This is a genomic window from Bradyrhizobium sp. WU425 (genome assembly GCF_021052305.1).
Taxonomy (GTDB): Bacteria; Pseudomonadota; Alphaproteobacteria; order Rhizobiales; family Xanthobacteraceae; genus Bradyrhizobium; species Bradyrhizobium canariense_D.
On record NZ_CP088089.1, the window covers coordinates 5,633,847 to 5,658,412 of the forward strand.

Below are 24,566 nucleotides of genomic sequence, written 5' to 3' on the forward strand. Positions count from 1 at the left end.
ACTGCACCTCCATGCACCGGGGCCCCGGCAGGGGTGGGCGGCTACCGCGTGCGCCGAACCGATGGTGCGGATATTGCAACTCATTGGTTCGTATCGGGGTGTCCCCTGAACTGGAGAGCGGATTGGTGCAACTTGCGTGATGGCCGTCCAATGGAAGTTTATCTGGCGCAACCGCGCGGCTTTTGCGCGGGGGTAGTGCGTGCGATCGAGATCGTGGAACGGGCGCTGGAGAAGTACGGCCCGCCCGTCTACGTGCGCCATGAGATCGTGCACAACAAGTACGTCGTCGAGAGCCTGAAGAACAAGGGCGCGATCTTCGTCGAGGAACTGTCGGAGGTGCCGCCGAAGGCGGTGACGGTCTTCAGCGCTCATGGCGTCGCCCGCAGCGTCGAGGAAGAAGCGGCCGCGCGCGACCTTCCGGTGCTCAATGCCACCTGCCCCTTGGTCACGAAAGTTCACAATCAGGGGAAGCGCTACATCGCCAGGGGCCGCACTCTGATCCTGATCGGCCATGCCGGCCACCCCGAGGTCGAGGGTACGATGGGCCAGGTTCCCGCCCCCGTACTGCTGGTCCAAAGCGTTGAAGAGGTTAAGGCCCTTGAGCTGCCGGCGGATACGCCAGTGGCCTATATCACCCAGACCACCCTGTCGGTGGATGACACAAAGGACATCATTTCGGCCCTGCAGGCCCGCTTTACAGATATTCAAGGCCCGGATATCCGGGATATCTGCTATGCGACACAGAACCGCCAATCTGCGGTAAGGGACTTGAGCAAGCTGGTCGACGTGATCTTGGTGGTGGGCGCTGCCAATAGCTCGAATTCGAACCGGCTCCGCGAAATCGGCACTGAGGCCGGTGTCGCGAGTTATCTGATTGCCGACGGCAGCGCGCTCAATCCCGAGTGGTTGAAAGATGCCAGAACCGTCGGTGTCACGGCTGGCGCTTCGGCGCCCGAGGTACTCGTGGATGACGTGATCGAAGCAATGCGGCGGATCGGACCGGTCAAGGTCTCGGTGCTCCCGGGCCGCGAGGAAAACATCGAATTCCGGCTTCCGGCCGAACTGGCTGCGAGCTGACCCACCCGAATTTCAAGCCCAGAAAGAAACTTGTAATGGCTATCCCCTTCTTCAAGGAAATGCGTATCGGCGGCTATTTGATCAAGCAGAAGCTGCTTGGCCGCAAGCGCTATCCGCTCGTGCTGATGCTGGAACCGCTGTTTCGCTGCAACCTCGCCTGCGTCGGCTGCGGCAAGATCGATTATCCGGATGCGATCCTCAACCGCCGCATGACGGCGCAGGAGTGCTGGGACGCGGCCGACGAGTGCGGTGCGCCTATGGTCGCCATTCCCGGCGGCGAGCCGCTGATCCACAAGGAGATCGGCGAGATCGTGCGCGGCCTCGTCGCGCGCAAGAAGTTCGTCTCGCTCTGCACCAACGCGCTGTTGCTCGAGAAGAAGCTCGATCTGTTCGAGCCCTCGCCCTACCTGTTCTTCTCCGTGCATCTCGACGGCCTGAAGGAGCACCACGACAAGGCCGTGTCGCAGAAGGGCGTGTTCGACCGCGCCGTCTCCGCGATCAAGGCGGCCAAGGCCCGCGGCTTCACCGTCAACGTCAACGCCACCATCTTCGACGGCCACCCGGCCGAAGAGATCGCCAAATTCCTCGACCTGACCGTCGAGCTCGGCGTCGGCGTCTCGATGTCGCCGGGCTACGCCTATGAGCGCGCGCCGGACCAGGAGCACTTCCTCAACCGCACCAAGACCAAGAAGCTGTTCCGCGACGTCTTTGCGATGGGCAAGGGCAAGAAGTGGAATTTCATGCATTCCGGCCTGTTCCTGGACTTCCTCGCCGGCAACCAGGAATACGAGTGCACGCCCTGGGGCATGCCCGCGCGCAACATCTTCGGCTGGCAGAAGCCCTGCTATTTGCTCGGTGAAGGCTATGCAAAAACCTTCAAGGAGCTGATGGACACCACCGATTGGGAGACCTACGGCACCGGCAAGTACGAGAAGTGCGCCGACTGTATGGCCCATTGCGGCTACGAGCCGACGGCGGCGACCGCCGCCATCAACAACCCGCTGAAGGCGATGTGGGTGTCGCTGCGCGGCATCAGGACCACGGGTCCGATGGCGCCGGAGATCGACATGTCCAAGCAGCGTCCTGCGCAGTACATCTTCTCCGCGGAAGTGCAGAAGCGCCTGTCGGAGATCCGCAAGGACGAGGCCGCCGCCGCACAGGAGAAGGCCGCACGGAAGGCGTCGACCGCCGCGTAAGCGCGCTAGTCCCACCAACAAGAAAAGGCCCGATCGCCAATGGCGACCGGGCCTTTTGTTTTTAGTGATCGCAGAACCCGCTCAGGCCGCCTCGGAGACCAGCGCCTCGCTGTCGACCAGTTCGGTGCCGATCAGGAAGTCGCGGCAGCCGCGCAGGCTGCGTAGCGCGCGGTTGAAGTCGAGGCCGGTCGAGACCAGTCCGTGCAGCGCAGTCGGGTTGCGCGCGATGCCGCGCAGCACGGCCAGCACGTCGATCTGGCCATTCGGCTTGATGGCGGCGCGGGCGAGCGCCGGCAGCGCGCGATGGGCGGGATCGCTGATGACGCGGACCGCGGCGAACGGCAAGCCGGCCTCGGCGGCGTAGGCCGCCGCGATGTGGCTTTCCATGTCGACGGCGGCCGCTCCCGTCTCCGAATGCAGCGCCGCCTTGCAGGAGCGCCCCGTGACCACTTCCTCGGCACCCGCGAGGCTGCCGCGCACAACGCGGCGGCGCCCCGACGTCAGGCGGTCGATGAGGTCGTCGCCGAGCGAGAGGCCAGCGGCCCAGCGGGTATCGCCCGCGAGCACCTCGGTCGCCAGCACGACGTCGCCGGAGCGCAGCGTCGGGTCGAGCCCGCCGGCCACGCCGAAGGAGATCACACCGCGAATCGTCTCGGGATCCAGCACCGTCAACAGCGCCCGCAACTGGGTGGGGCTGCTCGACGAACAGATGACCGCCATGCCAGGCCCGGCCGCGATGCGGGCCTCCTGAACCAGTCCAGTCACGATCAATATCGGCCGCGGATCAACGGTTTGACCCGCGGTAAGATAGTCCCCCGTCCCCAAAGTCACATTCCGACCCCTACCACCCTGCTGTTGGTGTTCCGCAAGTTCCGATACCGCGCCAACGCCCACAGCGGGAAGAACTTCGGATAACCATGGTACCGTAGATAGAATACACGGGGAAAGCCCGTGGCGGTGTACCGCTGTTCGTCCCACAGTCCTTTTTCGTTCTGTGTTGCAATCAGGTACTCCACCCCGCGGGCGACGGCCGGGTGATCAACCTCGCCAGCAGCCATCAAGGCAAGCAAGGCCCATGCCGTTTGCGAGGCGGTCGAGGGGGCGGCCTCCCAGCCCCGGTAGTCCAACCGGTAGCTGACGGCATCCTCGCCCCAGCCGCCGTCCTGGTTCTGGATCGAGGCCAGCCAGCCGGCGGCTTTCCGGATCATGGGATCGTCATGGCGGACGCCGGCCATGTTGAGGGCGCACAGCACCGACCAGGTTCCGTAGATGAAGTTCATGCCCCAGCGGCCGTACCAGGACCCTTCGGAGTGCTGGGTCTTGCGCAGGTAGGCGATCCCGTCCGCGACATGCTTGCTGGTCTCCGCGGTCTCGCCGAGCTGGGCCAGCATCGAGACGCAGCGGGCGGTGACGTCCTCGGTCGGTGGATCGAGCAGTGCGCCATGGTCCGAGAACGGGATGTTGTTCAGGTAATATTCGAGATTGTTGACGTCGAAGGCGGCCCAGCCGCCGTCGTTGCTCTGCATGCCCTCGATCCACTCCCGGGCACGGTCGATCGCGGCGTCATAGCCGGCCGCACCGTGCTCCCGGCGCATCCGGTCCATCGACATCACGACCACCGCGGTGTCGTCGAGATCGGGATAATGGGCATTGTTGTACTGGAAGGCCCAGCCGCCCGGGCGTACGTCGGGCCGCTTCACCGCCCAGTCGCCCTTCACCTCGAGCTCCTGCTTCGGAATCAGCCAGTCGAGACCCTGCTTGGCGGCCGGCACCGCCTTGTCGCCGCCGGCTTCGAGCAGCGCGTGGGCGGTCAGCGTCGTGTCCCACACCGGCGAGACGCAGGGCTGGCAATAGGCTTCGTCGTCCTTGATCACGAGCAGCTTGTCGATGCCCCGGCGCGTGATCGCGCGCGGCGGGAAGTTCTCGTCCTTGCCGAGCGCGTCGTACATCATGACGATGTTGGCCATCGGCGGATAGATCGCGCCCATGCCGTCCTCGCCGTTCAGCCGCTCCTCGGTGAAGGCGAGCGCCGCGTCGATGGCGCGTTTGCGCAGGCTCTTGGGAAACATCGGCTCGACCACGCGCAAAATGCCGTCGAGCGCGCGGAACAGCACGAACCAGGCCATGCTCTGGTGCGGCGCCTTGGCGGTCATGCCGATCGAGCGCGGATCCTGCAGGAACAGCTCGTCGATGCCGACGCCCTTGGGATTCTTCGCCCGTGGCTTCAGCGCGGCGATGACCATCAGCGGCACCATGGTGGTGCGCGCCCAGTAGGAGATCTTGTTGATGTGGAACGGCGACCAGAACGGCAGCAGCACGATCTCGATCGGCAGCACCGGTACCGCGCGCCAGGTCACGACGCCAAACATCGCAAGCATGAAGCGCGTGAAGACATTGCTGTGAATGGCGCCGCCGCGGGAATGGATCGCCTCGCGCGCACGCACCATGTGCGGCGCGTCGATGGAATCCCCGATCATCTTCAGCGCGAAATACGCCTTGACGCTGGCGCTCATGTCGAACTCGCCGTCATGCACCAGCGGCCAGCCGCCATGGGCGCCCTGCACGCGGCGAAGATAATTGGCGATCTTGGCTTCGAGCACGGCATCGACCGGCTCGGCGAGATAATGGCGCAGCAGGACGTATTCGGCCGGAATCGTGCAATCTGCCTCGAGCTCGAACACCCAATGGCCGTCGGGTTGCTGGAAGCCGAGGACGCCTTCGGTGGCCGACGCAATGCTCGATTCCAAGTTCCTGAATTCTTGGGCTTCGCGGCTGGTCGCGTTCACGGAATCCATCTCGCTCGATTGCTCCGATAGTCGATTGAATGGGCCGAAATTGACTGGGACAAATGCCCGTCAGGGCCGCCTGTCACTATCCCTTGGCGGCCAGAACCAGATCGGCGGCGCGATCACCGGATCGGACCGATCCCTCGATGGTTGCAGGCAATCCCGTAGCAGTCCAATCGCCTGCAAGAAACAGGTTTTTCAGCGCAGTGACCGGCCCTGGACGCAGGGCATTCTGCGCCGGCGTCGCCGCAAATGTGGCACGGCGCTCGCGCACGATCTGCCAGGGGGGCAGCTCGCCGGAAACACCGCCCGCCTTGCAGACGTCGTTCCAGATCGCCTGCGCGAGTTCCTCGCGCGGCATGTCGACCAGACGGTCGCCGTTGCTGATGGTGACGGACAGCCGGTTCGGGAACGAAAACAGCCATTCCACGACGCCGCCGATCACGCCGAGGATCGGTGCCGATCCCGCCGGCGGCTCGACGCGGAAATGCGCATTCACGATGGCGCGGAATTCGGTCGGCGTCTTCAGGCCCGGCAGCAGGTTGGAGGCAGCGCGCGGCGGCACCGCCATCACGACGACGTCGCCTTCGCTGATCTGGATCACATCCTCGCCGCCGAAATTCAGCGCGCCGACCTTGCCGTCATGGGTCGCAAACGAGCGCAGCTCATGGCCGAGCTGAACGCTGTGCCCGCGCCCCTGCAGGAACGTCACGGCGGGCTCGATCAGTACCGCGCTGAGCCCGTCGCGCGCGATCAGGGGACGGCAGGCCTGCCCGCCGGCGAGCAGCGTCTCGCGCACGATCGCGCCGGCAAGCCCCGCCGAGCCTTCGGGTGGATCGACGTTGAGGGCCGCGAGCAGCAGAGGCTGCACCAGGCGCTGATAGAGAACGCCTTCGCACGGAATTGACTTGCCGACCAGCGTCTCTTCCGATGCCCAGATCAGCGGCGCCAGCTTCAGATAATCGGTCAGCCCAGTGTCGGGGACGCGGCGGCTCTCGTCGAGCACCCAGGTCGGGAGCCGGCCGTCGCCGAGGTCGATCTGCCAGCGCTGCCCGGTCTTGAGATCGACGAAGGGAAACTGCGCGCGCTCCGGACCGACGAGGCCCGCCTCGGTCCCGATCGAACGCGCATAGGCGCGCGCATGGCTATTGCCGGACAGCAGCAGATGGTTGCCGTTGTCGATGGTGAGATTGGTGGCGCCGTCGAAATAGGAACGGCAACGGCCGCCGGCCTGCTGCGTCGCTTCGTGCACGGCGACCTTGAAGCCGGCATTGGCAAGTCGCACGGCGACGGAGAGGCCGGAGATTCCAGCGCCAATGATGTGAGCTGTTTTTTGCATCAGATGAGAGCGTATCGGAGCAGGATGGCGATACGTGTGATCTTCGACACACGCACCGGCTCGCGCGGTGCGTTGAACCCGCGCGCGATCAGGAGATCCAGAATGGCATGATAGTATTTCGACATCATCCGCGGCGCGCGCACCGCGCGGCGCCGGTTGCGGTTCATGATCTCGTCCGACTTCTCGAAATACACCTTTGCGCGCTGCGCCAGTGGCAGGCAGACCTTCGGCAGCGCGCGCTCGACGATCACGCGGTCCGGATCGTTGGAGGTGATGCCGGCATGCAGCAGCGCTTCGCGCGGCAGATAGAGCCGGCCGAGGCCCGCGTCCTCGTCGATGTCGCGCAGGATGTTGGTGAGCTGGAGCGCGCGGCCGAGATGATGGGCGAGCTCGATGCCGTCTTCTTCTGGCAAGCCGAAGACCCGGACCGACAGCCGCCCTACGGCGCTCGCGACGCGATCGCAGTAGAGATCCAGCGTCGCCATGTCGGGCGCGCGGATGTCCTGCGGCACGTCCATCTCCATGCCGTCGACGATGGCGAGGAAATCCTCGCGCTTGAGGCCGAAGGTCTTCACCGAGGTGACGTAGTCCTTCAGCCGCGGCGGCGGATTGCCCTGGTAGAGCGCATCGATGTCGTTGCGCCACGCCTGAAGGGCGGCGAGCCGTTCGTCGCGCGGGCCATCGGAATCGGCGATGTCGTCGACCTGGCGGCAGAAGCTGTAGATCTGGAACATCGCTTCACGCTGGTCGTGCGGCAGGATGCGCATCGCGGCGTAGAACGAACTGCCGGATGCGGTCGAGCCATAATTGGCGCCGGGCGAGGTCGCCTCAAGCGTCATGTGCAGTCCCCGGTCTGGAAATGGCCTTGCGTCCGACCGTGCGGCGGCCGACTTCGCCGATCATGCCGGCGAGGCTGAAGGTGAGGAGCTCGAGCTTGTTCAGGTGCACGCGCTCGCGCAGGGGATCGCGCACCTTCAACAGGCGCACGATGCGGTCGGCATAGGCCTGGATCACCGAGACCTCGACGCCGAGGCGGAAATCCCGGATCTCCGCAGCTAGCGACCTGCCCTCGGCGAGCAGCGCTTCGTTGCGGACGGCGAGAGCCTGAAGGCAGGCCAGCATCGCCGGTGGCGACTGCGCCAGTCCGAGCTGCTCGACCGAGGCGCCACTCGCGGCCAGCGCATCGCGCGGCAGATAGACGCGGTTGAGCTCGCGGAAATCCTTGCCGCAATCCTGGAGGTGGTTGTTGATCTGCAGCGCTGCGCAGAGCGCATCTGACGCGGCCCAGGTCGAGGTGCTCTCACCATGGACGTCGAGCATGAAGCGGCCGACCGGCATCGCCGAGTAGCGGCAATAATGGATGACCTCGTCCCAATTCTCGTAGCGCAACTTGGTCACGTCCATACGGAACGCGATGAGCACGTCGAGCGCGTGGCGCGACGCCATGCCGCGTTCGGCCAGTGCGTGCCGCAGGCTGACGGCCTCGGCCTGGGTGTCGCCTTTGCCGAGCAATTCCGCCTCGAGCAGGTCGAGATAAGCGAGCTTCTCGTCCGGCGGCAGCGTGGCGTGGTCGGCGATGTCGTCGGCGGTGCGGACGAAATTGTAATACGCCAGGATCAGCGCGCGATGACGCGGATGAATGATCCAGGACGCGACGGGAAAATTCTCGTCGCGCTCACCCTTGCCGGATCGCAATTCGCTCGCAGAGGTCATCGAGGGCTGGTCTACAATCGTTTGGACAGGAAGGGCTTTTTCGCTCGCGCGAGCCCGTGCGGGCGATGCCGCCGCGGCCCCCATATAGGGGAATACGGCCGCAAAACCAATCCTGTCTCTCGATGGCTGCCCTTTGCGGATCAGGTCCGAAAAGGCGGCCCCGGGGCCGCCTTTTGTGGGCCAGTGGCCGAGCTTACTGGTTGTGGTTCTTCAGGACCTGGTCGCAGGCCTGAGAGATCTTGGCCCGGTTCTCCTTGAGGCAGGCCAGGATGGTGAAATCACCCTGGTCGATGACCGGACGGCAGAGCTTCTGCACATCGCGCGAGCAGGCCTTCTGCTCGGCGTCCGTGCCGCGCCCTTGCTGGGCGAACGCTGCGGTCGAGAGGGAGGCCGACAGCAAGGTGAGAGCGACGAGAAGCTTACGCATTGTATTCCTTCATTCTGACGGCAGAATCGCACCAATCCCGGACAGCACAGGGCGACGACCGGAGCGGATTGTTCTGATGGCAAGTCGCCGCGGGAGGAGCGGCCTCGGGCAAGGCACAAGCACTGGCAAATGCGGCCAAATTGGCGCCACGTCCACCAAATCAGGGCTTCCCTGCGTCTTCTCTGGCAAATGTAAGAGACTGATACTACGTCATAATTCAGGTGCGCCGCGTTTTGCTGCGCACCTGTTGCAGAGCTGCATCTCTCGATACCGCCTCGGGACCAAGAAACATGCCGAAATACGACAAATCGAGAGGTGGAAGCATCAAGGCGTCGTGAACTGCCATCTCTGGCAGTCGGGCATTGAACCTGTCACTGGCTCGGAACACTAAACTTTCGATGTGGCGAGACGTTCTTCGTGAGAAGCGGACGTCGTTCTAAACGGGATATTTTGAGATGAAATTCTTTGGACGGACTGAACTGGCAATCAAGGCGGCCGGCATCGGCGCTGCGCTGCTCTTCTCGGTTTCGACAAGTCAGGCTCAGTCGTCCGGACCGTTTGCAGGTTTCGAGGGCGCATGGACCGGGACGGGTACGGTGTCGCTGTCCGACGGCTCGACCGAGCGCATCCGCTGCAAGGCGGACTACAAGGTTGCCGGCACCGGTCTCAGTCTCAAGCAGGCGTTGCACTGCGCCTCCGACAGCTACAAGTTCGACCTCACCAGCGATGTGACCAGCCAAGGCGAGCGCATCTCCGGCAATTGGAGCGAGACCAACCGCAACATCTTCGGCAATCTCCAAGGCACCGCCGGTGGCGGCCAGATCGAGGTGTTCGTCGAGGCCAACGGATTTGCCGCCAATTTGTCGCTGCGCACCAACGGCACCAAGCAGACGGTGCAGATCTCATCCAAGGGCGAGATTCGCGGCGTCAACATCACGATGACGAAGGGCTGACAGCTCTTACCGCTTCGAAAGCGACAAGCCCCGGTTCTCGCGAACCGGGGCTTGTTGTTTTTCGGAGGCGCGGCGCAATCGTCCGGACCGCGCCGATTCCGTGTCCGATGGATGCAGCCGCTCAGATCGCCGGCTTGTCGGTGCCCTGAAGCTTGGCGTGCAGATTGATCAACCACATCGCCGTCGGCCGCAGGATGAAGAGGTCGGCGACGAGCGCCATCACCATCGAGAAGGCGCTGAGCCAGCCGAACAGCCGTAGCGACGGCAGATCGGAGAACACCGTGACGACGAGACCGCAGGCCAGCACCAACGTGGTCAGGATCAACGCCGGGCCGACCAGCACGGTCGCGCGCTCCACTGCGAGCGCCGAGCCGACGCCCGGCTTGCTCTCGAGCCTGAGGCGGTTGAGGAAGTGGATGGTGGCGCTTAAGCCCAGGCCGAACGAAACGGTCAGAGCTACGACACTGGCAAATTGCAGTCCCTCGTCCATCGCCCACAGCACTGTTCCCGACATCACGACGGGGAAGATGCCCGGCAGGATGCAGGCGAACATCACGACCCAGGAACGGAAGGCAAGGCCGATGAAAATCGCGACCAGCGCGAATTCGACGGTGAGCCCGCGGTTGAGCTTCTCGATCATGCCGGCCGAATTGCGCGCGGCAATCGCGGCAAGACCCGTGACCGCCACTTCATAGCCGGGATGCTTCTTGCGGACGGCGTCGAGCTCGGTATCGAGCTTGTCGACGATCGGCAGGAGCTGGCTGGAATCCTTGTCCGGCACGCGACCTGCGACCACGACCGCGTCCTGCTCGGCATCGATGAACCGGCGCACCAGATGCTCCGGAATGACGCTGACATATTCCTTCAGGGTCGCGACGTCGGCGCTGCCGGCCTTGTCCGCGAGCCAGCGGCGCAGGGTCTCGACCGACCAGACATTGCCGACACCGGCGGCCTTCTCCACCGTCGCGTGCACGTCCGCGATGGTCTGCAGCGTCTCCGGCGAATAGAGCGATTCACCCTTGGGGAACTGGATCAGAACGTTGACCGGGTTGGCGCCGGTGAGCTTGGCGTCGAGCCGGTCGCTGGCCGCGACCGCTTGGCGCTTGTCCGGCACCTGGTCGGCGAGCCGGTAGCGCGGCTCCAGATTTGCGTAGATGACGCCGAGGCCCGCCACGAACACCACCGCGATCAGGCTGAACAGGCCGGGACGGCCCACCATGCGCACCGCGATCCAGTAGCAGAAATTACGCAGCGCTTGTACGCCGGCATCCGCGCTCTGGAACTTGGTCGCAAAGACCTTCTCGTTGCGCACGAGCAGCACGCCGAACACCGGCACGAGCGACAACACCGCAACCAGCGCGATGACGGTGGCGGCGAGACCCGCCTCGCCGAACTTGCGGATCAGATCGGAGTCGGAGAACTGGAGCGCGATGAAGGAAATGCCTGCGGTGCCGTGCGTCAGCACGCAGGCCGGTCCCACCACCAGCACCGCGTTCTTGAATGCGGTGAACTTGTCCTGGCCCGCGATCAGCCGGTCGCGCGCGGCGAAGGTGAGCTGCATCGAGTCCGAGAAGCTGATGACCATGATGAGCGGCGTCATCACGTTCAGGAACATGTTGAGATTGAAATTGGCCCAGCCGAGCGCGCCGAGCGCCAGCAGGATCGCGATCATCGGCGGGAACGCCGCCGCCACCATGAACGAGATTTTGCGGAAGAAGATGATGGCGATGACACAGCCGGCGAGAATGCCGAGGATGTTGTAGGTGAGCCCGTCGCGCTCGACCGCGTTGCGGATCTCGAGCTGCATCACCGGCACGCCGGAAAGCTGCACGTTGAGCCCGGTGTCACTGAGGTCTTCCTTTATCAGCGCGCGGATGTCGGCGACGGTCTTGGTCAGCTTGTTGGAGGCGACCACCTCCGGATCGAGCGACAGTACGATCAGCGCCAGCGTGCCGTCCTCGGACAACAGCTTGCCGCGGATGATCTCGTTGGCTTTGACGCCCTCGATGAACTTGTCATAGGCCTCGCCCTCGGGCAGCTCGGGCGGGAACAGTGCGGCGGGAAGCTTGCCCGGAGCGGGCGCCTGACGCGCGGAGAACAGCGAGACCAGTCCGCGCGTACCCTCGACCAGCTGCATGTCGGTGACGAAGTCGCGCAGCTTCTCGAGGTTGTTCCGGGCCAGCAGGGTCTTGCCCTCGACTACGACGAGGACGTCGAATTCCTCGGCCGGGAACTTCTTGGTCACCGCTTCGTACTGGCGGAATTCCGGCGTGTTGGACCGGAACAGCTGCGAGAGCGAATCGTCGATCTTGATCCGGTGGATGCCGAACACGGCGCCGACGATTAGCACGAGCAGGACGACGCAGGAGACGATGGGCGCCCGGACTGCGATCAGCCCGATGCGCTCCAGCCCGAAGGCGATCGAGGACGCAGGTCCCTGCTCGACCTTGTCGACATGAACCTCACTCTCGCTGTGCTTTTCGAGCATGCCTTGTCCAGTTCCTAAATCGGCTCGGGTCTGTGAGCTTGTCGCGCCCCGCGAACGGCTTGAAAATGCCATACCAATGGGAGGCTTGCCCTTTGAAAATGCGCAGAAAATCGCTGCGAGGGGTTTAGCAGGTCAATCGCCCTTCTCGCAAGCAGGCGGAGTGTGGCCGAATCGATCAAGATGTGGCGATTTTGCCTTAATGCCCTTCATTCGGGCAAAGCCGTGCCAATTCGACGCGGCGCGCGGTCTGCGCTCTCGTCCTTCAGCGCCACACCGGTCACTTCCCGCGCGAGCCCCTCGCGGACCAGCCAGGCGATCTTGAAGGCAGCCTCGTCATAGCTCAACCCGGCCTTGTGGATGTTCGACACGCAATTGCGCTCGGCATCAGTGCGACCCGGCTTGGGGGCGAAAGTTAGATAGGCGCCGAGACTGTCGGGCGCCGACAGGCCCGGCCGCTCGCCGATCAGCATCGCGACCATCCGCGCGCCGAGAATGGCGCCGATCTCGTCGCCGAGCGCGACGCGCGCGCCTGAGGCGACGACGACATGGCCGATCGCGACACCATCGTCGGCCGCGAGCAACGGCAGCAGGCGCATCACCAGCGCGGCCGCATGGGCGTGGACCGCCGCCGCCGACAGGCCGTCGCCAATCACGAGTGCGAGTCGGCACGGCTCCGAGGCGCTCCGCGCCAAGGACTCGGCTGATCCGGCATCGAGCCGTCTGCCCAGATCGGGCCGCCGCAGATAGTCCCCGCGGTCGACCGCCCGGCTGTTCGCCTCGGTGACGACGAGGCCAAGCGCGCAGAGATCCGCGACCAGCCGCGGCGCATCGAACACGGCGTGTACGGCATCGCGGGCGCGGGCGTGGTCCAGTGTGAAATCGAGCAATGCCCGCGTCGGCAGGCTCGCGCCGCTGCGCCCGAGCGCGACGCGCGCGGGCGTAAGCGACCGCAGATCGAGGGTCGGACGACGCGGGATGGCCGGATCAGACATGTTGTGTCATTCGGCGGGAACGGAGGCCTCGCGTAGCCGGATCGAATAGTTCGAGGCGTTCTGCTGGCCGGTCGAGGCCGCCCGCGCAAAGGTGATGAGATGGTGCGCGATCAGGGTGCAGCCGATCAGGCCTTCGAGATCGCCGCGCTTGATGCGGCCCAGCGCGAACTTCCAGAACACGCGCTTGTAGTCGCCGAGCACGCCGACCTTCCAGAAGATGTTTCGCAGCATGACGAGGCCGCGCCTGATGTTGGTCCAGGTCTTCATCTCGTCCGGCGTTGGCATCTTGAGGCGGTGCACGTAAACGTGGTCGCATTGATACTGGAAGCGCCCGTAGACCTTCTCGGGCTCGTAGGCGACGGCCATGGCGTGCTTCCAGGACGCAACGACGTCGTCGTAGGGCAACAGGAAGTCAACATTGGAATCGCGCCCGTCGTCCTCGACCAGGCGCCCCTCGCGCTCCAGACGGTCCCACAGCGGCGTCTTCGGCAACGCCTGAAGCAGGTTGATCGTGAGCAGCGGAATTCGGGACTCCTCGACAAAGGCGAGCAGCGCCTCCGAAGTGTTCGGCTTGTCGGTGTCGAGCCCCATGATGATGCCGGACACGACCTCCATGCCGTAGGAGTTGATGGTTTGCACGCCCTCGAGGATCGGGACCATCATGTTGTGGTCCTTGTGCATCGCCTTCAGCGCATCGGGGTCGGGCGTCTCGATGCCGCAGAAGATGGTGACGAAATAGGCCTCGCGCATCTTCTCGAGGATTTCCGGCCGCTTGGCGATGTTGAGCGTCGCCTCGCAGGCGAGCCGCACCATGTAGCCGGTCCTCTTCTGCCATTCGATCAGATGCGGCAGGAGGTCGAGCGCCGCCTTGCGGTTGCCGATGAAATTGTCGTCGACGAAATAGACCGTGTCGGTCATGCCGCATTCCCGCAGGCGGTCGAGTTCGGCGATGATCTGCTCCGGCGACTTGAGGCGCGGGTTGCGGCCATAGAGGCCGGGGATGTCGCAGAACTCGCACTGATACGGACAGCCGCTGGAATACTGGATGCTGCCGAGGAAGTATTTCTTCACGTCGGCGAGCTCGTAGGCCGGGATCGGAAACTCCGTCATCGGCACGCGGTCCTTGGTGGTCAGAACCACCTGGGTCTCGGGACGCGAGATGTCGCGCGACAGTATCTCGAGCAGCTGATTGGTGGCGTCGCCGAGCTCGCCGACATGGAGATAGTCGAAGGATGGATAGTAGTTCGGGCAGGCGCTGACGGAGGGGCCGCCGAGCGCGACCGGCAGATCGAACTCGTGGGCGCGGCGGCAGATATCGTTCATCTGCTGGCGCTGGATGTGCATGCCGCTGACGAAGACCGCCTCGGCCCATTCGAACTCTTCTCTGGTCGTACGGCGAAGGTTCTCGTCGACGAATTTGACCTGCCATTCCTCGGGCAGATAGGCCGCGAGCAGCAAAAGTCCCTGCGGCGGCATGAAGGCGCGGACGCCATCGGTTAGTGGGTAGGAATGCTCGAACGTCCCGAACGACGATGTGTATCGCGGAAACACGCAGAGAATCCGCCGGGACGTCCCGTTACTTTCAGCTCGCATCAAAGCTCCCCCGCCACGCTCGACTTAGCTGCGGAAATTGCCAGACAGCTACATAGCGTAATGCTGCCGCCGGAATTTCTCAATATTGTGGCAGAGCTTAATTCCCTTGGGCACCAATGGTTTCCTCGGGCCACCGGGTGCTTCCGCCACGTCACGCGATCAACCGTGAGGCAAAATCGGGCAGCAGGCCTGCATCGCCGGCAAGACGGAAATCGGGGCCCGCAATGCCCGACCGCACCAGCCAGTCGTCGAATTCCGGCGCACGACGCAATCCGAAGACGTCGCGGACATAGAGCGCGTCGTGAAAAGACGTGGACTGATAGTTCAGCATGACGTCATCGGCGCCGGGGACACCCATGATGAAGGTGACGCCGGCGGCCGCAAGCAGCGTCAGCAGATTGTCCATGTCGTCCTGGTCCGCCTCGGCGTGGTTGGTGTAGCAGATGTCGATCCCAAGCGGCAGGCCGAGCAGCTTGCCGCAAAAGTGATCCTCCAGCCCGGCCCGGATGATTTCCTTGCCGTCGTAGAGATATTCCGGGCCGATGAAGCCAACCACGCTGTTGACCAGGAGGGGCGCAAAGGCGCGGGCCACCGCATAGGCGCGGGCCTCGCAGGTCTGCTGGTCGACGCCGTGATGGGCATTGGCCGATAGCGCCGAGCCCTGCCCGGTCTCGAAATACATCACGTTCTGCCCGACCGTGCCGCGCTTCTGCGACAGCCCGGCCTCTTGGGCCTCCTTGAGGAGCGCGAGGTCGACGCCGAAACTGCGGTTGGCGGCCTCGGTGCCGGCGACCGACTGGAACACGAGGTCGACCGGCGCCCCCTGCCCGATCAGCGACAGCGTCGTGGTGACATGGGTCAGCACGCAGGCCTGGGTCGGGATCTTCAGCCGCGCGATGACCTCGTCGAGCAGCCGCAGCAATTGGCCGATCACGGCCGGGTCGTCGCTCGCCGGGTTGATGCCGATGCAGGCATCGCCGGCGCCGAGCAGGATGCCGTCGAGGATGGAGGCGGTGATCCCTCTGGCGTCGTCGAAGGGATGGTTGGGCTGGAGCCGGGTGCTCATCCGGCCCTTCAGACCGATGGTGTTGCGGAAAGCGGTGGTGACCTCGCATTTCCGCGCCGCCAGGATCAAATCCTGGTTGCGCATCAGCTTCGACACCGCCGCCGCCATCTCCGGGGTGATGCCGCCGGCCAGCTTGCGTAGGATTTCGGGCGTCGCGGCGTCCGATAGCAGCCAGTCGCGAAAGGCGCCGACCGTCAGCGAAGCCACCGGCGCGAACGCCTTGGCGTCGTGGCTGTCGATAACGAGGCGGGTGACCTCGTCGGTCTCATAGGGGATGACGGCTTCCTGTAAGAACTGCCCGAGAGGGACGTCGGCCAGCACCATCCGCGCCGCGATCATCTGTTCGGCACTGGCGGCGGCGATCCCGGCCAGCCGGTCACCGGAGCGCGGCGGCGTCGCCTTGGCGAGCAGGTCGCGCAAATCCGGGAACGTGTACGTCGTGGCGTCGATGGTGTGGCGGTAGACCAAGGGTCTCTCCGGGGTTCGTCGGCCAAAGGCCGACTCCAGGGCAATCCCAAGACTATACCTTCAGATCAAGACGCTGAAATATCGACCTTTCTTTCGACCGAGGGCGAAGGAGGCCAAACCCGGCGTTAACGCCGCGTCCATCTTCATTCTGCATAGTTTTGCATTGATTTGTACGACTGCGCTCTCCGGCCGCTCCCGGCCATTCGGGCCCCTGAAACCATGAAAACCGACCAATCTGGGAATGCCGCCGGCCTCGCCGGCCGCTTCACGCTTGCCAACAAGCTCTACGCGATCTTCGCGCTGTTCGCGCTGCTCACGGCCGCGATCGCGATGCTGTCCGACTACAACAGCCGCCGCGGTGCCGAGCTGACCACCGCGATCGAGACCGCGAACGCCGCCGCGCTGAACGTTGAGCGGGTCAACTCGCTGGTCTATGCGGTCGTGATGGAATCACGCGGCGTCTACATGTCGACCGAACCGGCCGTGGTGAAGAAATACGGCGAGGGCCTGCTCAAGTTCAACGCCCAGATCCTCGACGTCGTGAAGCGCTGGGAGACCATCGTCAAGGCTGACGATGCCGAACAGTTCGCCACCTTCAAGAAGCGCATCGAGCAGTTCGTCGAGTTTCGCAAGGAGCTGGTGCGCCGCGGCGTCGAGATCAATGCGGCCGCGGGCCGCGAATGGGGCGACAACGACGCCAACCGCGCCGTGCGCTCGGCGCTGAACAAGGATCTCGAGGCGCTGTCCAAAGTCTATTCCGAGCGCGCGAGGCAAATCGCGCACGAGACCGAGACCAATCGCATCCTGTCCTTCGTCCTGACCTGCCTCGCCGGCGTGGCGCTCGCCCTCGTCGTGATCGGCATCGTCATCATCGCCCGCTCGATCGCACGCCCGCTCTCCGCCATCACCGCGACCATCAAGCAGGTCGCTGACGGCGCCGAGAACGTCGTGGTGCCCCACTCTGACCGCGCCGACGAGATCGGCGCACTGGCGCGCGCGATCCAGATCTTCCAGGACGCGATGGGGCGCAACCGCAACCTCGCCTCGCAGGTCTCGCAGGACTCCGCCGCGCGCGAGGAGCGCGCCCGCCACATCGAGCAATCCGTCGACGCGTTTCGCGAGGCGATCGGCGCGATCATGCGCGGCCTCAGCGACAACGCCTCCGTCATGCGCGAGACGGCGCAGACCATCACCCGCGTCACCGCGGACGCGAGCAGTCGCGCCGGCACGGCGGCGAACGCCACCGAACAGGCATCGCACAACGTCACGGCGGTGGCAGGCGCGGCCGAGGAGCTGTCTGCGTCGGTGGTGGAGATCGGCCGGCAGGTGCGGCAATCCGCCAGCGCGGTCGAGCAGACCGGGCAGCGCACCGAGAAATCGATTGCCGAGATCGAGAGCCTGGCGGCCGCCACGCAACGCATCGACGGCGTGCTCAGCCTGATCCAGGCGATCGCCGAGCAGACCAATCTGCTCGCGCTCAATGCCACCATCGAAGCGGCGCGCGCGGGCGATGCTGGCCGCGGCTTTGCCGTCGTCGCACACGAAGTGAAGGCGCTCGCGGGGCAGACCGCGAAAGCGACCGCCGACATCAGCGAAAACGTCTCGATGATCCAGTCCTCCACCCGCAACGCGGTCGACGCCGTCCGCGAGATCGGCGGCGCGGTGCGCGAGATCAACGACGTCACCTCGGCGATCGCCGGCGCCATCGGCCAGCAGGACGCCGCCACGCGCGAGATCTCGTCCAACGCGCAATCGGCTGCCCAAGGCAACGAGACCCTCGTCGCCAACATCAGCTCGCTCCGCGACGCCATCGGCGAGACCGATACTGCAGCCTCCTCGGTGCTGAGGGCTGCGAGCAGCGTGACCGAGACGGCGGAGACGCTGTCGCGCGAGGTGGAGAAGTTCTTCCAGAACCTGCGCGCAGGCGCGGCGGACGGCCGCATCGCCAAGGCCGGGTAGCCGCACGTCCATCGCCAACAGAGCCGGCGGTGGGGTCGCTCCATCAAAAACGCGAAAACAACCCCATGCACAGTAGCCGGGGACAGCGATTTCAATGGCTTGGCTACCGCCCCGTCTTCTGCGGATTTGACGAATCTACTTGCTCCGTCGGGCAAAACAGGAGCATGATGTCAATGTTGGAGCTTTCCGCGCTGGGCCGGCAGGATCTCGAAGCCGATCTTCACAGAGACCGCGCGATGCCTCTCTCCGCAATCCCATCTTCCAGGTCATGATCGCCAATCATGGCGAGTTCACCTGTCTTTCGGGCAGGGAATGCCTGCGAACAGAATGGCGGCAGCTGACGATATCTGTTCAGCCATGGAACCATTGGGTTCCCAGTCTATTGCCTCACTGACACATCACATTTGGGAGAAACACGATGAAATTTTTCACAGCCGCTCTGGCGGCCGCAGCAAGTACCCTTCTCGTGACCGCCGCTGCTGCAGCCCCGCTGTCTCCCACCCTGTCTGTCGCTCCGGACAGCAACATTCAGAACGTGCGCATGGTCTGCAACGAAGACGGTCGTTGCTGGCGTGAGCGCGGCGAACGCCGTGTCATCATCCGCGAAGGGCGCGATTCCTACGGATATGCGCCTCGCGAGCGCTACATCGAGCGGCGCGGCTATGAAGAGCGCAGCGGCATCGGCTTCCGCGCTCCCGGCGTGAGCGTCGGGATCGGCACCGACCGCTACTGAGATACGAATCCTGTGAATGCAAAAGCCGCGGAGCAATCCGCGGCTTTTTTGAACTCACTGGACGTCAACAAACTCGCCGCTTTTCCCGGCCTAGCGAGGAGCTGTGATCAGGCAGCCATTCAAAGCACGAACACCGGAAGAATTGATTTCGCTATTGAGCGCCGTGGCGATGGCCATTCTCGCCGCGATCATTGTCATGGTGCTGTATTATGGTCGCGAGATCATCATCCCCATAGCGCTGGCCGTCTTGCTCAGCTTCGTGCTGGCGCCCCTGGTTCGACTGGTTCAGCGTCTGCGCATTCCACGCAGTTTGGCTGTGGTGAGCGTGGTCGTGATCGCCTTCGCATTCATATTTGCGATGGGCAGTCTCCTTGCTACCCAACTCACGCAGCTGGCTGGCGATTTGCCGCGATATCAGTCCACAATAAGCGAGAAGATCCAATCCTTCCGTGAGACCACCGCTGGTCGAGGCACGCTCGAGCGGGCTTCGAGCATGTTGAAGGACCTCAGCAAAGAACTCGACAAGCCCAAGGAGGCCACGAATTCGTTGGGGACCATAGCAGCTCCGAAAGCGGCCGCGCCGAGGCCCGTTCCTGTGGAAGTGCTTCAGCCCGATCCCGGCGCGCTGGAGAGCTTGCAAACGCTGATTTCACCCTTGCTTCATCCGCTCGCAACGACCGGGATCATCGTCATATTCGTGATCTTCATTTTGCTTCAACGCGAGGATCTTCGTAATCGTCTGATCAGGCTGGCCGGTTCGGATGACCTGCAGCGCACCACGGCTGCCCTTGATGACGCGGCGAGCCGCCTCAGCCGGCTTTTCCTTATCCAGCTTCTCGTGAACGGCAGCTTCGGCATCGTCATCGGAATGGGTCTCTGGCTGATCGGCGTTCCAAGCGCGATCCTGTGGGGTATTCTGGCAGCAGTGCTGCGCTTCGTGCCCTACATCGGGGCGGTCATCGCCGCCGCCTTTCCTCTCGCGCTCGCGGTCGCGGTCGATCCAACCTGGACGATGCTGCTTTGGACGATCGCGCTGTTCGTGGTGGTGGAGCCCGTCGTCGGCCATGTGCTGGAGCCGATGGTCTATGGACACAGCACGGGACTGTCGCCGGTGGCCGTTGTGGCTTCTGCGACGTTCTGGACGGCGCTCTGGGGTCCGATCGGCCTCGTTCTGGCGACACCACTCACGGTGTGTCTCGTCGTACTGGGCCGCCATGTCGAGCGGCTGGAGTTCCTGGACGTCATGTTTGGAGACCGACCAGCACTCTCTCCGCCTGAGATATTCTATCAGCGGATGCTCGCCGGCGACCCGACAGAAGCATCTGCAAAAGCCGAGGAGTTCTTGAAGGAGCGATCTCTCAGCTCCTATTACGACGAAGTCGCCCTGCGAGGACTGCAACTGGCTCAAGCGGATGCCGAGCGCGGCGCTCTGGATCCCGACCGGCTGACCAAAATCAGGGATGCGGTCCAGGAATTTGCCAATAACATTTCGGAGCAGGATGAGCGTCCGCCGCCGAAGGTCGGCCCGACCACAGATGTCGAAGCTACATCTGCCATAGAGGGCGTGGCTGAGGACGCGCCTTATGAGAGTCTGCGGGTTCTGCGCAAGGAGGACTTGCCCACTGGATGGCAAGGCGAACATCCCGTCCTCTGTGTGGCCGGGCGAAATCCGATCGACGAAGCCGCTGCGATCATGCTGGCTCAACTGACCGGTGCGCATGGCTTGTCGGCACGAGTTGAAGCAGCGGAAGCGCTATCGACGGCGAATATCTTCCGGCTGGAGACCACCGGGGTCGCCATTGTCTGCCTCGTCTATATGGATGCAAGCAGCCCCGCCCACATGCGTTACTCGGTGCGACGCCTTCGCCGTAAATTGCCGAAGGCCACAATCATTCTGGGTTGCTGGATGAAGGACATCGACCCAGCGGCGCTGGAAAGCCTGCGGGAAGGTGCCAAGGCGGATCTGGCTGCTGCAACTCTGGGCGGGGCGCTTAAACTCTGCATAGAGGCGACGGGTGTGGACTCCCTTGGCACTGGAGCCGAAGGCCCGGCTTCGAAGATCACGGCCGCTTAGCAGTTTGTACGCTAGACATGGCTGATTTCAGCCAACGAGGCGCCGCGTCTCCACGCGTCAGGCGCGCTTCCCGCCGATCGAAACAAACGCCATGAGGCAGGGTTCGGGCAATGGGTTGCGCCAGCGATGGCGCGTTCCGTTTTGCACGATGCAATCACCCTGACGCAAATGGACCTTCTGGCCGTCGTCCAATTCCAGCGTCATCTCGCCGCGAACCACGACTCCGTAGTCTATTGTATCCGATGTGTGCATCCCTGGAGCGCCGCGCTCAAAATGATCTCCCATGCCGGGGATCTTGTCCGACATTTCTCTAAGCCCACTCTCGAACGTGACGCCAGGCGGCGGCTTCCAACCTTCAGGACGCTTCGGCGGATACGAGATCAATCGAAAGATGGTCCCCGCAGGCCCCGGAAACGCCCTTCGTTCCTGCCGACATCGGATCCGGCTCCAGGCCAGTCAGTCCTGGCACTCCCTCAGTCATATACAGTTCATAGAAAGTCAGTCCTGGATTGGCATCGATTTCCACCAGCTTTGGAGTCACCTCAAAAGACTTCAACACCGACTTGCCGGCTTCATCGCGGCCGGTCAGTGCACGTCTTGGAGGTGGCAAATCACTGGAGTCTTTTGCTTCGGCGGGGTTTGACATCTCCCCCAACGCGCTGCCGGCGGCGAAGACGGACAGCGCCTGCAGCAGGTGTCGCCGACCCCCGCCTTCGAACTGTTCGGACGAAGGCTCCACCTTGTCCGAAGGAGGCTCCGCACGATCCAGCGATTTGTTCTTGTGCTTTTGCCACAAGGGCCAAGGGAAGCTGCTCATCTGCGTTCTCCGCGGTTGCGTGCAATCGCACACCGCTCCAGTGGCACTGCCTCGCAATGACATCGATACTGGCGAACATGCGTGGGCGTAGAACGCTGATAAAAACCGTCGGAAAAAAGCAAGTTGATGAGACCGCCGGAGCAACGGCTGCCCGCCCCACTTGCCTTTCCATTCTTTCAATCTAGACGCGCAGATTTCACTCCGCTATTCGGCTTTGGTCGAGCATGGAGATATGTCGGTTTTCCCAAACATCCGACCACCGTCGCGCCGGTGGGCAACGCCTCGCCGACCGCATGGAGAGCCATCGAAGCGTTTCGCCTATTGTGGAAGGGCCGTGCTGCGCGACCTCCTGGTGCGACGGTTCAGCCAACTGGTCCGGGGGTCCAATCGCCACCAGCAAGCGGCCGAACTTTGACATCGGGAATGACCCCGCGCTCCAGGCTCGGATCGAAATGGCGCATCGTCCGCTCATTGAAGTCGATGATGCGGCCGGGCCGTAGCGGTCCCACGTCATTTATCCTGACGATGACCTTCTTGCCGACGGCCTCGACGAGGGCGTATTTCGGCTTCGCGCCAAATTGGACCCCACCGAATTTCTTGCGCAAGCTCGTCTTGATGGCGGCCGACCAGACCGAGGGGTCATAGCGCTCGCCGGAAGCCGTCTTCGGGCCGCCCTCCTCTTTGCCTGGCTTGAACGGATTGTACATGGATGCCGCGCCAACGATCGTTTCCCCGGAAGCGGCGTTGTCGACAGCGCTTGAGTGAACCCCACCAGCTTCACATCGCGCAATAGAAACGGAAACGGCAAGTGCAATCACGGCGCCGCAGATTGCGGCGCTCGATCGGAACCCCATTATATCTCCTGTGATTTTCGATTGTTCGGTTCCGATGCCGCAAATCGTTTTGCGGATCGAGCCAACCCCTGGCTCCGGAACCGTTTGTAGGAACCCCAACAGTTCCAGCACGTGTTTTACTTGTCGCCGTCTAAGACAGACATTGCGTCAACAGCATGACGACGAGGGCGACAGTGAAATCGCGCGACGGCATGACTCTACGGCGCCACCAATCAGGCCAATCGATGCGCTCGCCTGCCTGACCGTGTTTTCATCCTTATCGGCGTTGGTTTTGGCAGAAGCGATCATTGCTGCGGCGGAGGCAGCCACCTAGCGTGAGAAGGCTTGCTTGCGCGATGTCGCAGAGAGAGAGTTTGCGATGTCCTTGCGCAGCGAGGCCCGCTGCTGAACGCGTTCCCGGACAACGAGCCGGCGCACAGAGTCCCGTCAGCTTGTTCACTCCGTCCGTGTCAGCGGACATGGGACAGAAATGCTGAGCTTGTCTTCCTTCACCCTGCCCGGCATCACGCAACTGCTCACAGCATCTAACAAGCCTTAACGAGCTATTGACCAGCTTCCGAGCCATGTTGCAGAGCCAGACGAAGGACTGCCCTGCTCCGCAGGCTCCGATCGCCTGAAGCCAGGAAGGTGTCCTATGCCGATGCCATACAATTCCGAGAACACCATCGACAGAAGCCGGCGCGCGCTTTTGAGCACGGCAGCGGTTGGAATTGCAGCGGTGATTTCCACGAGCGTGTTTCCGCTGCGTGGAGCGGCGGCCGCGGGCGAAAGCACAATTCGCCCCTTCCACATTGCCGTGCCGGAGGAGGACTTGGTCGAGCTTCGGCGGCGCGTGTTGGCGACGCGATGGCCCGATCGCGAGACTGTTTCCGATCACTCCCAAGGTATCCCGCTGGCGAAGCTCCAGTCCCTCCTCAACTATTGGGGGACGGCCTACGACTGGCGAAAGATCGAAGCGAAGATGAATCGACTTCCGCAGTTCATGACCAACATCGACGGCATCGACATCCACTTCATTCATGTCCGCTCCAAACATCCCAATGCCCTGCCTGTCGTCATAACCCATGGCCGGCCGGGATCGGTATTCGAGCAGCTCAAGCTGATCGATCCACTCACCGATCCAACGGCCCATGCGGGCCGGCCCGAGGACGCGTTCGACGTCGTGATCCCCTCGATGCCCGGCTATGGCTTCTCCGGCAAGCCGGTCGATACCGGTTGGGGTCCCGACCACACAGCGCGCATCTGGGCGGAACTGATGAAGCGCCTGGGCTACACCCACTATGTCGCGCAGGGCGGCGACTGGGGCTCGCCGGTCTCGAGTGCGATGGCACGGCTGGCGCCGGCAGGCTTGCTCGGCATCCATATCAACTTGCCGGCGATCGTCCCGCCCGATATCGCCGCGATCCTCGCGGCCGGCGGGCCTGCTCCGGCAGACCTCTCCGCCAAGGAACGCGCGGCGTTCGATGCATTCAGTGCGGCCGGCAAGATGGGCAACCGGTCCTACGCGCTGATGATGGGAACGAGGCCGCAAACGATCGGCTACGGCTTGACGGATTCTCCCGCGGGCCTGGCAGCCTGGATGCTCGGACATCCCGGCTTCTCGCATTGGAAGTTCGACGACACCGACTCCGAAAAATCCCGCGACGAGGTGCTGGACGACATCACGCTGTACTGGTTGACGAACAGCGCCACCTCCTCGGCGCGACTTTACTGGGAATATAGCGGGCGCAGTCCCGCCCTTGCAGGTCCGGAGAAGACTGCGGAGATCTCACTGCCGGTGGCCATCACGGTCTTCCCGGGCGAGAGCTATCAAGCCCCGGAGACGTGGGCCCGGCGCGCCTATCGCAACCTGACCTACTTCCACGAGGTCGACAAAGGCGGTCATTTTGCTGCCTGGGAGCAGCCGGCGCTTTTCTCCGCCGAGCTGCGCGCCGCATTCAGGCCCCTTCGGCCCGCACATCTGGTCCAGTGACGGTGGTCAAGGCGCCGCCGGCAAGGTGTTCATGCCGCCTTGCTTTGCGCGGGAAAGAA

20 protein-coding genes are annotated in these 24,566 nt (G+C 63.6%); 7 read left to right on the forward strand and 13 right to left on the reverse strand.

Annotated elements, in window-relative coordinates; genetic code table 11:
- The first annotated feature begins 150 nt into the window (after positions 1-150).
- A complete protein-coding gene (gene ispH / locus BcanWU425_RS27345; protein WP_035993095.1) occupies positions 151-1,077 on the forward strand; it encodes a 4-hydroxy-3-methylbut-2-enyl diphosphate reductase in 927 nt (308 codons plus the stop codon).
- 35 nt (positions 1,078-1,112) lie between these two features.
- A complete protein-coding gene (gene hpnH, locus BcanWU425_RS27350; protein WP_007593619.1) occupies positions 1,113-2,273 on the forward strand; it encodes an adenosyl-hopene transferase HpnH in 1,161 nt (386 codons plus the stop codon).
- An 81-nt stretch (positions 2,274-2,354) separates the two neighbouring features.
- On the opposite strand, the gene BcanWU425_RS27355 is transcribed toward hpnH, so the two are convergent.
- From BcanWU425_RS27355 to BcanWU425_RS27380, 6 genes are all read right to left on the reverse strand, one after another.
- Positions 2,355-3,104 (reverse strand): phosphorylase, encoded by a 750-nt coding sequence (locus BcanWU425_RS27355; protein ID WP_026233265.1) that lies wholly within the window; start codon positions 3,102-3,104, stop codon positions 2,355-2,357.
- Positions 3,101-5,068, reverse strand: a complete 1,968-nt coding sequence (shc, locus tag BcanWU425_RS27360; RefSeq protein ID WP_085352236.1) for a squalene--hopene cyclase — start codon at positions 5,066-5,068, stop codon at positions 3,101-3,103. Before shc ends, BcanWU425_RS27355 begins: the two co-directional genes overlap by 4 nt.
- A 76-nt stretch (positions 5,069-5,144) precedes the next feature.
- A complete protein-coding gene (gene hpnE / locus BcanWU425_RS27365) occupies positions 5,145-6,398 on the reverse strand; it encodes a hydroxysqualene dehydroxylase HpnE (protein ID WP_085352235.1) in 1,254 nt (417 codons plus the stop codon).
- Complete coding sequence (gene hpnD / locus BcanWU425_RS27370) at positions 6,398-7,237, reverse strand: presqualene diphosphate synthase HpnD (RefSeq protein ID WP_018456923.1); 840 nt, start codon at positions 7,235-7,237, stop codon at positions 6,398-6,400. Before hpnD ends, hpnE begins: the two co-directional genes overlap by 1 nt.
- On the reverse strand, positions 7,227-8,111 hold the full coding sequence (hpnC, locus tag BcanWU425_RS27375; RefSeq protein WP_018456924.1) for a squalene synthase HpnC: 885 nt from the start codon (positions 8,109-8,111) through the stop codon (positions 7,227-7,229). Before hpnC ends, hpnD begins: the two co-directional genes overlap by 11 nt.
- Positions 8,112-8,304: 193 nt before the next feature.
- Positions 8,305-8,538: a hypothetical protein gene (locus tag BcanWU425_RS27380; protein ID WP_007593627.1), complete on the reverse strand. Its 234-nt coding sequence runs from the start codon at positions 8,536-8,538 to the stop codon at positions 8,305-8,307.
- A gap of 455 nt (positions 8,539-8,993) precedes the next feature.
- On the opposite strand from BcanWU425_RS27380, the gene BcanWU425_RS27385 reads away from it, so the two are divergent.
- Positions 8,994-9,491, forward strand: a complete 498-nt coding sequence (locus BcanWU425_RS27385) for a hypothetical protein (protein ID WP_018456925.1) — start codon at positions 8,994-8,996, stop codon at positions 9,489-9,491.
- Between the two features lie 121 nt (positions 9,492-9,612).
- Here BcanWU425_RS27385 and BcanWU425_RS27390 read toward each other — a convergent pair whose 3' ends face one another.
- The 4 genes from BcanWU425_RS27390 to BcanWU425_RS27405 all read right to left on the reverse strand — a co-directional run bounded on the left by BcanWU425_RS27390 (position 9,613) and on the right by BcanWU425_RS27405 (position 16,098).
- Positions 9,613-11,979: an efflux RND transporter permease subunit gene (locus tag BcanWU425_RS27390; RefSeq protein ID WP_231188715.1), complete on the reverse strand. Its 2,367-nt coding sequence runs from the start codon at positions 11,977-11,979 to the stop codon at positions 9,613-9,615.
- 206 nt (positions 11,980-12,185) lie between these two features.
- Positions 12,186-12,971: an ethanolamine ammonia-lyase subunit EutC gene (gene eutC / locus BcanWU425_RS27395; RefSeq protein WP_204510663.1), complete on the reverse strand. Its 786-nt coding sequence runs from the start codon at positions 12,969-12,971 to the stop codon at positions 12,186-12,188.
- 6 nt (positions 12,972-12,977) lie between these two features.
- Positions 12,978-14,564, reverse strand: coding sequence for a B12-binding domain-containing radical SAM protein (locus tag BcanWU425_RS27400; protein ID WP_085352431.1), 1,587 nt, complete (start codon positions 14,562-14,564; stop codon positions 12,978-12,980).
- A 151-nt stretch (positions 14,565-14,715) separates the two neighbouring features.
- Complete coding sequence (locus BcanWU425_RS27405; protein WP_204510662.1) at positions 14,716-16,098, reverse strand: ethanolamine ammonia-lyase subunit EutB; 1,383 nt, start codon at positions 16,096-16,098, stop codon at positions 14,716-14,718.
- A gap of 219 nt (positions 16,099-16,317) precedes the next feature.
- On the opposite strand from BcanWU425_RS27405, the gene BcanWU425_RS27410 reads away from it, so the two are divergent.
- The 3 genes from BcanWU425_RS27410 to BcanWU425_RS27420 all read left to right on the forward strand — a co-directional run bounded on the left by BcanWU425_RS27410 (position 16,318) and on the right by BcanWU425_RS27420 (position 20,864).
- Positions 16,318-18,057: a methyl-accepting chemotaxis protein gene (locus tag BcanWU425_RS27410; protein ID WP_231188717.1), complete on the forward strand. Its 1,740-nt coding sequence runs from the start codon at positions 16,318-16,320 to the stop codon at positions 18,055-18,057.
- Between the two features lie 418 nt (positions 18,058-18,475).
- Positions 18,476-18,790, forward strand: coding sequence for a hypothetical protein (locus BcanWU425_RS27415; protein WP_018456931.1), 315 nt, complete (start codon positions 18,476-18,478; stop codon positions 18,788-18,790).
- Positions 18,791-18,893: 103 nt separating this feature from the next.
- The gene (locus tag BcanWU425_RS27420; RefSeq protein ID WP_026233267.1) at positions 18,894-20,864 is read left to right on the forward strand and encodes an AI-2E family transporter; all 1,971 of its coding nucleotides are present in this window, start codon (positions 18,894-18,896) and stop codon (positions 20,862-20,864) included.
- Between the two features lie 57 nt (positions 20,865-20,921).
- Here BcanWU425_RS27420 and BcanWU425_RS27425 read toward each other — a convergent pair whose 3' ends face one another.
- The 3 genes from BcanWU425_RS27425 to BcanWU425_RS27435 all read right to left on the reverse strand — a co-directional run bounded on the left by BcanWU425_RS27425 (position 20,922) and on the right by BcanWU425_RS27435 (position 22,535).
- Positions 20,922-21,170, reverse strand: coding sequence for a cupin domain-containing protein (locus tag BcanWU425_RS27425; RefSeq protein ID WP_231188718.1), 249 nt, complete (start codon positions 21,168-21,170; stop codon positions 20,922-20,924).
- A 49-nt stretch (positions 21,171-21,219) separates the two neighbouring features.
- Positions 21,220-21,681: a hypothetical protein gene (locus BcanWU425_RS27430; RefSeq protein WP_231188720.1), complete on the reverse strand. Its 462-nt coding sequence runs from the start codon at positions 21,679-21,681 to the stop codon at positions 21,220-21,222.
- 362 nt (positions 21,682-22,043) lie between these two features.
- Positions 22,044-22,535 carry a septal ring lytic transglycosylase RlpA family protein gene (locus BcanWU425_RS27435; RefSeq protein ID WP_085352210.1) on the reverse strand — a complete coding sequence of 164 codons (492 nt, stop codon included), beginning with the start codon at positions 22,533-22,535 and terminating at the stop codon, positions 22,044-22,046.
- Between the two features lie 634 nt (positions 22,536-23,169).
- Here BcanWU425_RS27435 and BcanWU425_RS27440 point away from each other — a divergent pair.
- Complete coding sequence (locus BcanWU425_RS27440) at positions 23,170-24,507, forward strand: epoxide hydrolase family protein (protein WP_204510660.1); 1,338 nt, start codon at positions 23,170-23,172, stop codon at positions 24,505-24,507.
- The last annotated feature ends 59 nt before the right edge of the window (positions 24,508-24,566 follow it).

What these genes read in the sequence shown, in the direction of transcription:
- ispH (WP_035993095.1), top strand. Translation starts at nt 151, where the DNA reads ATGGAAGTTTATCTGGCGCAACCGCGCGGCTTTTGCGCGGGGGTAGTG.
- hpnH (WP_007593619.1), top strand. Translation starts at nt 1,113, where the DNA reads ATGGCTATCCCCTTCTTCAAGGAAATGCGTATCGGCGGCTATTTGATC.
- shc (WP_085352236.1), bottom strand. Translation starts at nt 5,068, where the DNA reads ATGGATTCCGTGAACGCGACCAGCCGCGAAGCCCAAGAATTCAGGAAC.
- hpnE (WP_085352235.1), bottom strand. Translation starts at nt 6,398, where the DNA reads ATGCAAAAAACAGCTCACATCATTGGCGCTGGAATCTCCGGCCTCTCC.
- hpnD (WP_018456923.1), bottom strand. Translation starts at nt 7,237, where the DNA reads ATGACGCTTGAGGCGACCTCGCCCGGCGCCAATTATGGCTCGACCGCA.
- hpnC (WP_018456924.1), bottom strand. Translation starts at nt 8,111, where the DNA reads ATGACCTCTGCGAGCGAATTGCGATCCGGCAAGGGTGAGCGCGACGAG.
- BcanWU425_RS27380 (WP_007593627.1), bottom strand. Translation starts at nt 8,538, where the DNA reads ATGCGTAAGCTTCTCGTCGCTCTCACCTTGCTGTCGGCCTCCCTCTCG.
- BcanWU425_RS27385 (WP_018456925.1), top strand. Translation starts at nt 8,994, where the DNA reads ATGAAATTCTTTGGACGGACTGAACTGGCAATCAAGGCGGCCGGCATC.
- BcanWU425_RS27390 (WP_231188715.1), bottom strand. Translation starts at nt 11,979, where the DNA reads ATGCTCGAAAAGCACAGCGAGAGTGAGGTTCATGTCGACAAGGTCGAG.
- eutC (WP_204510663.1), bottom strand. Translation starts at nt 12,971, where the DNA reads ATGTCTGATCCGGCCATCCCGCGTCGTCCGACCCTCGATCTGCGGTCG.
- BcanWU425_RS27400 (WP_085352431.1), bottom strand. Translation starts at nt 14,564, where the DNA reads ATGCGAGCTGAAAGTAACGGGACGTCCCGGCGGATTCTCTGCGTGTTT.
- BcanWU425_RS27410 (WP_231188717.1), top strand. Translation starts at nt 16,318, where the DNA reads ATGAAAACCGACCAATCTGGGAATGCCGCCGGCCTCGCCGGCCGCTTC.
- BcanWU425_RS27415 (WP_018456931.1), top strand. Translation starts at nt 18,476, where the DNA reads ATGAAATTTTTCACAGCCGCTCTGGCGGCCGCAGCAAGTACCCTTCTC.
- BcanWU425_RS27425 (WP_231188718.1), bottom strand. Translation starts at nt 21,170, where the DNA reads ATGTCGGACAAGATCCCCGGCATGGGAGATCATTTTGAGCGCGGCGCT.
- BcanWU425_RS27430 (WP_231188720.1), bottom strand. Translation starts at nt 21,681, where the DNA reads ATGAGCAGCTTCCCTTGGCCCTTGTGGCAAAAGCACAAGAACAAATCG.
- BcanWU425_RS27435 (WP_085352210.1), bottom strand. Translation starts at nt 22,535, where the DNA reads ATGGGGTTCCGATCGAGCGCCGCAATCTGCGGCGCCGTGATTGCACTT.
- BcanWU425_RS27440 (WP_204510660.1), top strand. Translation starts at nt 23,170, where the DNA reads ATGCCGATGCCATACAATTCCGAGAACACCATCGACAGAAGCCGGCGC.